This is a genomic window from Nitrospirae bacterium CG2_30_53_67 (assembly GCA_001873285.1).
GTDB lineage: Bacteria > CG2-30-53-67 > CG2-30-53-67 > CG2-30-53-67 > CG2-30-53-67 > CG2-30-53-67.
Genome location: MNYV01000067.1, coordinates 1 through 7,605, shown reverse-complemented (window position 1 = coordinate 7,605; position 7,605 = coordinate 1). Strand labels below are relative to the sequence as shown.

Annotated in this window: 5 protein-coding genes; all 5 read right to left on the bottom strand. The window is 54.0% G+C overall.

What is annotated here, in order from left to right:
- The coding region (locus AUK29_03685) for a helicase (GenBank protein OIP64838.1) at nt 1-3,137 on the bottom strand (3,137 nt) is incomplete at its 3' end.
- A gap of 74 nt (nt 3,138-3,211) precedes the next feature.
- Nucleotides 3,212-4,858 carry a hypothetical protein gene (locus tag AUK29_03680; GenBank protein ID OIP64837.1) on the bottom strand — a complete coding sequence of 549 codons (1,647 nt, stop codon included), beginning with the start codon at nt 4,856-4,858 and terminating at the stop codon, nt 3,212-3,214.
- Nucleotides 4,859-5,143: 285 nt separating this feature from the next.
- On the bottom strand, nt 5,144-5,356 hold the full coding sequence (locus AUK29_03675) for a DUF2283 domain-containing protein (GenBank protein ID OIP64836.1): 213 nt from the start codon (nt 5,354-5,356) through the stop codon (nt 5,144-5,146).
- A gap of 179 nt (nt 5,357-5,535) precedes the next feature.
- Nucleotides 5,536-6,582, bottom strand: a complete 1,047-nt coding sequence (locus tag AUK29_03670; GenBank protein ID OIP64835.1) for an Appr-1-p processing protein — start codon at nt 6,580-6,582, stop codon at nt 5,536-5,538.
- A gap of 20 nt (nt 6,583-6,602) precedes the next feature.
- A complete protein-coding gene (locus tag AUK29_03665) occupies nt 6,603-7,250 on the bottom strand; it encodes a hypothetical protein (GenBank protein OIP64834.1) in 648 nt (215 codons plus the stop codon).
- Nucleotides 7,251-7,605 lie beyond the last annotated feature (355 nt).

Here is a 7,605-nt window from a genome sequence, read left to right as displayed (position 1 = left end):
CGGTCAACTTCAGGACTGTTCATATAACCATCGAGGAGAGTAATCATCGTCGTTTGGATGGGGTCGAGGATCTTTGGAGCGGCCTCAGCCGCTCGTTGTTCCATGGCGGATCTCACGATATCCTCCATGACGGCATCCTGAATGTTGAATATTTCATTTCCGATATCGCCGACAACCCGAGGCGTATCCGGCGAACAGGCGATGAGATTTGCGATGACGAATCGGTTGTCGATGATCCGCTTCTCCACAAGGTCATAATAGCGCCAGAAGTGGTGTCTTCCTTCTCCCTTTGCCGATGCCGCGGTGAAATAGAAGAATACGCCCCGGTATCCGGATTGTGCGAGGCCCGAATGTATCCCGTCCGGAAGCTCGTCCAGCATCTTTTGCGCACCGCTTGCAAGAAGGGACTGCAACTGGTGGAGAAGAAATTCATTGCTCGCGAGTTCGGTGAACTGCTCCTGCTCGTCAATGACCGTGCCGTCCTCTTCTCTGATCCGCTTCAGGGTGTTGAAGTTTTGAGGATTGACCGTCTCGCCGAGCACGCTCGCATCCAGGAACCCGGTTCTGTTGATGTCCGCGATTTTTCGGTTCAGGCTCTCCACAAGACCCAGGAGCCGCTCCAGACCCACGTCGGGAAACATGTTGTATATCCACAATGTATCGTAATCGGAGCCGATCCGATCGATCCGCCCCGCCCGTTGCACCATGCGGGTGGGATTCCAGTGGAGGTCGTAATTCACCAGGATGCCGCAGTCCTGAAGGTTCTGACCTTCAGAGAGCACGTCCGTAGATATCAGAATGTCTATTTCCCTATCGCTTCCTTTCAACTCCTCCCGATTATTCGCTGTCGGCGCGAACGCCGCGACCAGCGAGGTTCTGTCTTTTGGCGAGGCGCCGCTGTCCATTCGCCTGATCCTGGGGTTCCCGACGGTCTTTCTGAATGCTTCGCCTTTTTCGCCGCCCAACTCTCCGAAGAGATACCGGGCCGTGTCTTTGTAATAGGTGAAGATGATGACCTTCTTCCCTTTCAGTTCCGACGCAAGCAGATCCTTGAGTTTGGAAAGCTTGGCATCGTGCTTCGGAGAAATGTCTTTGATCTCTTCCCATATCTCCGAGAGAGCTTCTACGTCATGCTGCAAGGCCTCATGGAGCCTTCGCAGTTCAAACTGCGACGGATCGAGCGTCGCGAGCTGACCCAGGAATTCCATTGCCTCCTCATCGGCATCCATTTCCTCGGCGCGGGATTTGGGTGTGGCATCGTCTTCTTCATCCTCGGTCGAAAGAAACCGCACGGCCCTGGCAAAAGCCGCGCTGTCCAGAACTTTCCCGCCCAGCACATAGGACTCGAAGGTTTTGATGAACTCTAAGGCCCGGCGCACGCTGATCCGGAAGGCCTCGATGCTCGACTCGAACCGCTTGAGGTACCGGCTCTTGAAGATTCCGACCAGCGCCTCTTCTCTCCCCATTTGGAAGAGATCTTTCTGCGCGTCCTCTTTCTTGTACGATTCCAGATTATACGGCGCAAGCCGCAGATTCTCGATCTGCGATACCACAAATTCGTAGATTCCCTCATAGGTGGCTTCGAGATTGTACCGGATGGTGCGGAGTTTCCTTTCCGGCCATTTCACGGTCTTTCCCTTAATGGTTGCATTCGGGTATGCCTTGCGGATAAACGGCCTTGTCCTCCGGATGACCACCTCTTCAAGAAGGTTAAAGAGAGCGATACCGGCAGCTTGGGACGCCGTCTCTCTCCTGGCCGCAAGGAAGTACCGGTAGAGGTCGCCGATACCGGCGGAGGCGAAATAGGCTTTGTCGTTGCCGGTAAAGAGAAGGATCTGATTATACAGGTCGAAGATGTCGTTGTTGATGGGCGTGGCCGTAAGGAGGATGATCTTTTTTCGCATCCCGTCCCTGCCGCGCCAACCGTTCATGCTCAAGAGTTCAGAGAGCTTCTCGTATCGCTGGGAACTTGCATTCCTGAAGTTGTGGGATTCGTCCACCAGGATCACGTCCGTGTCACCGTATCGTGCGGCGTCAAAGTCCTGCTGTCCCAACTCCTCCTGCGAAAGGATTGTGGCCGAAACACCGGCTTCGCCGAGTTCGTGCCTCCACATCTCCCGCAGGCTCGCCGGGCAGATCACAATGGCCTTCAACCTCATGTGGTAGGCATAGTCTTCAAGGAGCTTCTTGCCGATCCACGTCTTGCCCAGACCCACGGAATCGGCGATCAGGACGCCGTCGTAGCGGTTCAGGATCTTCCTGGCCTTCTTCACCGCGTCTTCCTGGAACTCGGCCAGCTCAACCGCCGAGCGGGTCTCCTGGGGCTTGGCATCCAGGTCGTCCTTGAAGTATTCGAAGAGCGCCTTCATGTACACCTGGTAGGGCGTATATTCCTTGCTCCCGAACTTGGAGGCATCGAGAAGTTCGATCAGCTCCTGCTTGAAATTCAGAGAGGTGTTCCAATTCTGTTCAAACCACTCATCCAGATCAGCGATGGCCCGCGCCCCCACACTCGACTTGAGCCGGCGTTTAAGCTCCGTATCCATATTTAGGAGGTCCTTGGGATTGTATTTCATATCAGGGAAGAGAACCGGCTGGATATCATCGTGAACTTCCTGATCCGTGAGCGCTGCCTTATGCGTAAGATTCAGCTCCTTATTCGAGGTCAGTCCTGCGGCCGTGAAATTGCTCGACCCCACGATGGCCGCCACAGGCTGGAAACGGTCCCACCCCTTGGAAGGAGAATCACCATAGAACAAGTAACACTTGGCGTGCAGGAAGCCCTTCTCGAACACGCGCACCTGGACGTCTTCCCGGCGGAGATACGCGATCAAGTCCTCAACGGCCCGGAGCATCTCCTCCGTGTACGTCATGCTTTGCAGATCGCCCCACAGCCCACGGCTGATGCGCGGTCCTTTGGGAATCAGACCCACCGACTCGGCCTTCTCAGGTTCGTCACCGATGAGCAGGCGGAAGCTTCCGAGGTTTATCAGCCCGGCCCGCAGAAGTCGGAACCCCTGCACATTGAAATAGGCCGTGGCCACATCGAGGCACTTTCCCTCGTGCCCGGCAAGCAGGCTGTTCAGCACGTCGGCCATCTTGTGCGTCTGATTGTCTATGACGTAGGGGATTCTCATCGTTCGATCAGCATTTCGTTTTGTAATTGATGATCCGTTTCATGAGATCGTCACTGATCGTTGGTTCGACACCTTCATTTTTCCAGTTCCCTCTTTAGAATGCCGATTTCACGCTCCGAGGAAAGAAACATCTCTTTTTTTGATGCGAATGCCTTGGCCTCCTTGGTAAAACCGGCCTTCGATACATACCAGCATCGGTCGGCAACGGCCGCTGCTTTCTGAAAAAAGGCTGAGACTTCTTTTTCTCCCACTGCCTTGCTCTTCCACTTCACCTCCACCGCCCACCTCACGCCGTTTCTCGCCAAGACGTCGATCTCTGTCCTGCCTTCATCCGAGACAAAGCGCTTGATGCTTTTAAACCGAGGAAGCATGACCGTCCGCGTAATGCCGAACAGCCTCCCTTCCACCCTCTGGCCGGCAAAAAGGCGCATCAATTCGCGTACCGTCCCTTCCTTCTCCCGACCCAGCTCTTCAGAAACGAGCCGGTACTTCCGGTCCAGCTCCTCGATGAGGGAAACCAGGTCTTTCTCCTTCGGAAAGTCGGGGGCCTCGATGCCGTTCTGGACGTATGCCACCCAGTACCTGAGCACCGGGTCGTTGTAAAAATATCGCCGGTCCCGCTCCGTGAGCAGCCCTATCGCCTGGAGCTCCTTCAGATTGACCCGGACCGCGCCCTGGGTCATCCTGAGCTCTCTGGCAAGCTCGGACTGGGTCATGGAGGATTCGGAAGCGGCGATGGCGTCCAGAAGCGACTTCAGCACGCCGTATCCCTTGGCTCGTTGCAAAGAAACGGAATAGAGATAGTTGCAGTAGGAGTGGATCAGGCCGTTCGGGGAAAGAGTCTCGGATATGAACGCCCGCTTGATCAGGCTTTCCGACGTTTCTTCTTCCCGTCCCAGGAACAGCACGGTCTTCCTCAGGAGCTGAACGAGGTAGAAAGGGTTCCCCCCGCTGTAATGATGCAGGAGACCGGCGTTCCGCGCGTCAATGTCCGGGATGAACTTGCGGATGAGTTCACGCGACTCTTGAGGAGAATAGGGAGGAATGTCGATGTGGTTGAACTGATTGAAGAACGGACTCCGGTCGTCCTTGGTGATCCATTCCATTTCCGAGATGATCGAGCCGCTGATACAGTAGGTCACGTGCTCGGACCGGTCTTTGACGCCGCGCATGATCTTCAGGATGTTCTTCGTCTGGTCGAAGTTTGTAAGATTCTGGATCTCCTGAAACTCGTCGAGGAAGAGCAGCACCCGCCTTTTCGCAAACCGTGCGAGCGATTCGGAGAACCCGAAGCACTCCTGGAGCAGCCTCTGCCGGTCGGGCCTTGCCTTCTCCAGCTCCTGCGTGATCGGCAGAAGGGCGTCCCGCAGCGCCTTGTCATGCGCCTCGAACAGGAGCGAGGGCAGGTGCAGAAAAGGCCCGGGCAGCCGGTCTCCCTTCGCATAATGCCAGTAGAGGTGCCATCCCGTGAACTTGAGGGCAAAGTCCTCGGGCGTCTCCGCGATCTCTTCCAGGTTGATGTAGACCGGCAGAACGGCCCGGTCGCGGAGCCGGCGCTTGATGAACTCCTTGATGAGCATGGTCTTCCCGATGCGCCGGAGCCCCGAGAGGTGAGCGTCCGCGGGACGCTGTGCGAGCAGGTACCCCTCCAGGAGCGACAGCTCGCGTTTTCGGCCGGAGAAGATGTCCTGGTCGTCTTTTCGGTAGAAGTAGGTTAACATAAATTATCCCATTTGCCATTAATATCAGACGGGCTATTTTACTTAACTCCCCTCCCCATGTCAAGACGAATCGCCGACGCGCGGTCGGACGGAGGCGGAGACCCGCTACATTTCATGCGCCGTACATAGCCTCTCCAGCCTATCTTTGGCATACAAAATATAACATAATTCGATTGTCTGCCTGCTCGTGAAGGTCAAAGGTGTCAGACACCTTTGACACCCCTCTTATCTATCTTGGTCTCCTGCAATATCCTCGTAGGAGGAATACTCAGGCAAATACGCAATCTAAGCAACCACCAGCTCAAACGGGAACGGCTTGTCAATACCGGCAGTCTTGCTGACATATAGCTTTTCTATCCCGATGGTCTTTCCATTTTTATCCTTCTTGAAGATAATACCCTCTCCTGCCTCTTCACATATAACTTCGTCCTCGGGATTTCCGAACCAGATATCCATCGTGTCCGAATCCTTGTGATAGTAAACCACTACTTTGTCCATATAACATCTCCTTCCTTTACCTTGTCTGTGGGATAAGCAGTTATTAGGAAACCTTTCATCCCCATCTGCCTGACAACTACACAATACAAATGCCCATCAAGTAAAAGATGGCTTGGCAAAAGAGCAGAGTTCTATCAACAAGAAAGACGGAGAGGATATTCCGCTCCAAGGACTCGGCCTCAACTGACCTTGGACAGCCAGCCCTTCTGCTGAAGAACATTCCAGGCAATCCGGATATGCTCCGGTTCAAACATTTGCTTTCTGGGGTTCCATGCATGCGTCTTCTCGATGGCTTGATCCACAGTGACACATTCCTCGCGTATAGCAACCCAGTGAACGGTTGAAAGCAGCTCCATGCCAAAAGGCGTCTCAAATCCTTTCACCAGGTCTGTCACCCGGTCAAAGTGTTTGCGAGTTTCAGCATGGCGCGCAAGCAATGTCATTGCGTGGTCGGCCGATCCAGGAAGCAATTCGATTTGTTTCTGCGGGTTGTCTTCTGCATCGGCATAGCCCTGGATGAAGTGTCCTTCAATGAGGCTGAGCACATGGCGAAGGTTCTCGGAATAGGGGCCGTAAAGACCCTTGCTGTATCGGAGCTTCAACTTTTCGCCGGCTTCCTGCATGAAATACATAAGCTTGTGAATTTCGAGCAGCGATACAAAAGGATCCATTAAGGCATTCAGGTATTGATTCATCAGCCCGAGCAAAGCGGCTCGCCCAACGGTTATCTTCGGTCTTTGCGCTGTTTTGACCATGTCGGAAGCTTGCGGAGCTCCTTTCGGTTCGTAGAGCAGCACACGCACATCGGGCATGGATTCAAAAGCGCGTTCGATGCGCGGTCGCACATCACTCCACTTCAGTCCGCCCAGGCCGCAGCCCAACGGTGGAATAGCGATCGAGCTAATGCCTCGCTGCCGCACTTCCTTTATCAGCGCCTCCAATCCTGCATCGACATACTCAAGCCGGCTCTTGCCCTTCCAATGGTCCTTGGTGGGGAAATTGATAATGTAATGCGGATTCGTCAGTTGGCCTTGCTCATGAACGAACATCTTGCCGGGTTTCAATTCACCCCTCTCGCAAACAGCCTGATACTCCTTGAAGTTCTCCGGAAAGGCCTTGCGGAACTGAAGCGCAATACCGCGCCCCATAACGCCGACGCAATTTACCGTATTGACCAAGGCCTCTACGTCCGCGGTCAGAATGTCGTCTTTTTTCAGATCAATCATGGCCTTATCTCCCGTATGTTTCAATAGTACCAATCAGGCTGAACGCTAACGCCGGGCCGATGCCTGTTCTGCCTGAGAATCGTGTTGACCCGCTCCGCTGTCGGCTCATCAATCACGCCGATTCGTTCTATGAGTTTCCAGGGGCAAGTGTCGTGAAGCAGGAACTCGGCCTGCTTGCCTTCTTTGATTCTTGAGTCACGAAAATCCTGAGCTGCAACAGCATCCCAGCTCACCTCGTTCAACTCGTCCAAGTTTTTCTTAAACCGCGTATAGAAGGCCCCTGCATTGCTCTTGCTGAAGGCCCATCTGCGGCTGTTCTCCCTGGCCCATTCTACCACAGAATAGAGGTCCGTTTCGAGATGTAAAATAGGCCGTTGCCCGCCCGTGTAGGCCAAGTCAAGGTGATTTCCCATGTGGATCAGATACAACATGATCGAACGGGGACAAAAGTAAAACGGGACATACTCGCCGACTTTGGTTCCGGGGTGACAGTCAACCTCCATCGTCAACCTGCGCTGCTTGATCTCCGTCATGCCGATAGTCGTGTGCCCTACCTCCTGAGCAAGCCGCCTGGCATCGGATTCAAGACCGCCCGCGGCCAGAATAGAGGATAGATTATCCACATGGGTAATATGATAGATTTTCGGTCTGTCAGGTGGTTCGCTCATGCTTCTTCAGCCTCCGCATCCAATGCGGTTTCCTCGACGGCTTCAACGTCCTCAATCGCTTCGACCTCATCAGGCAATTTCGCCGCTGCCTCGCACACCGAAACATTGGATAATATTTATCAAATTATGGTAGCAATACCATGGGCAAAGGAGCGATTCCGCGCCCCTCTTATCTATCTTGGTCTCCTGCAATATCCTCGTAGGAGGAATACTCAGGCAAATACGCAAGCCTCACCGATGTCACCGGCCCAAAATTATCGAGGGTCCTGAATCTTGACATTTCATAGAGCAAAATCAAAGACCTCAACCGCATGTTTCACTTTACTTGTTCAGTCAAGTAAAATGGGCGCTGTCC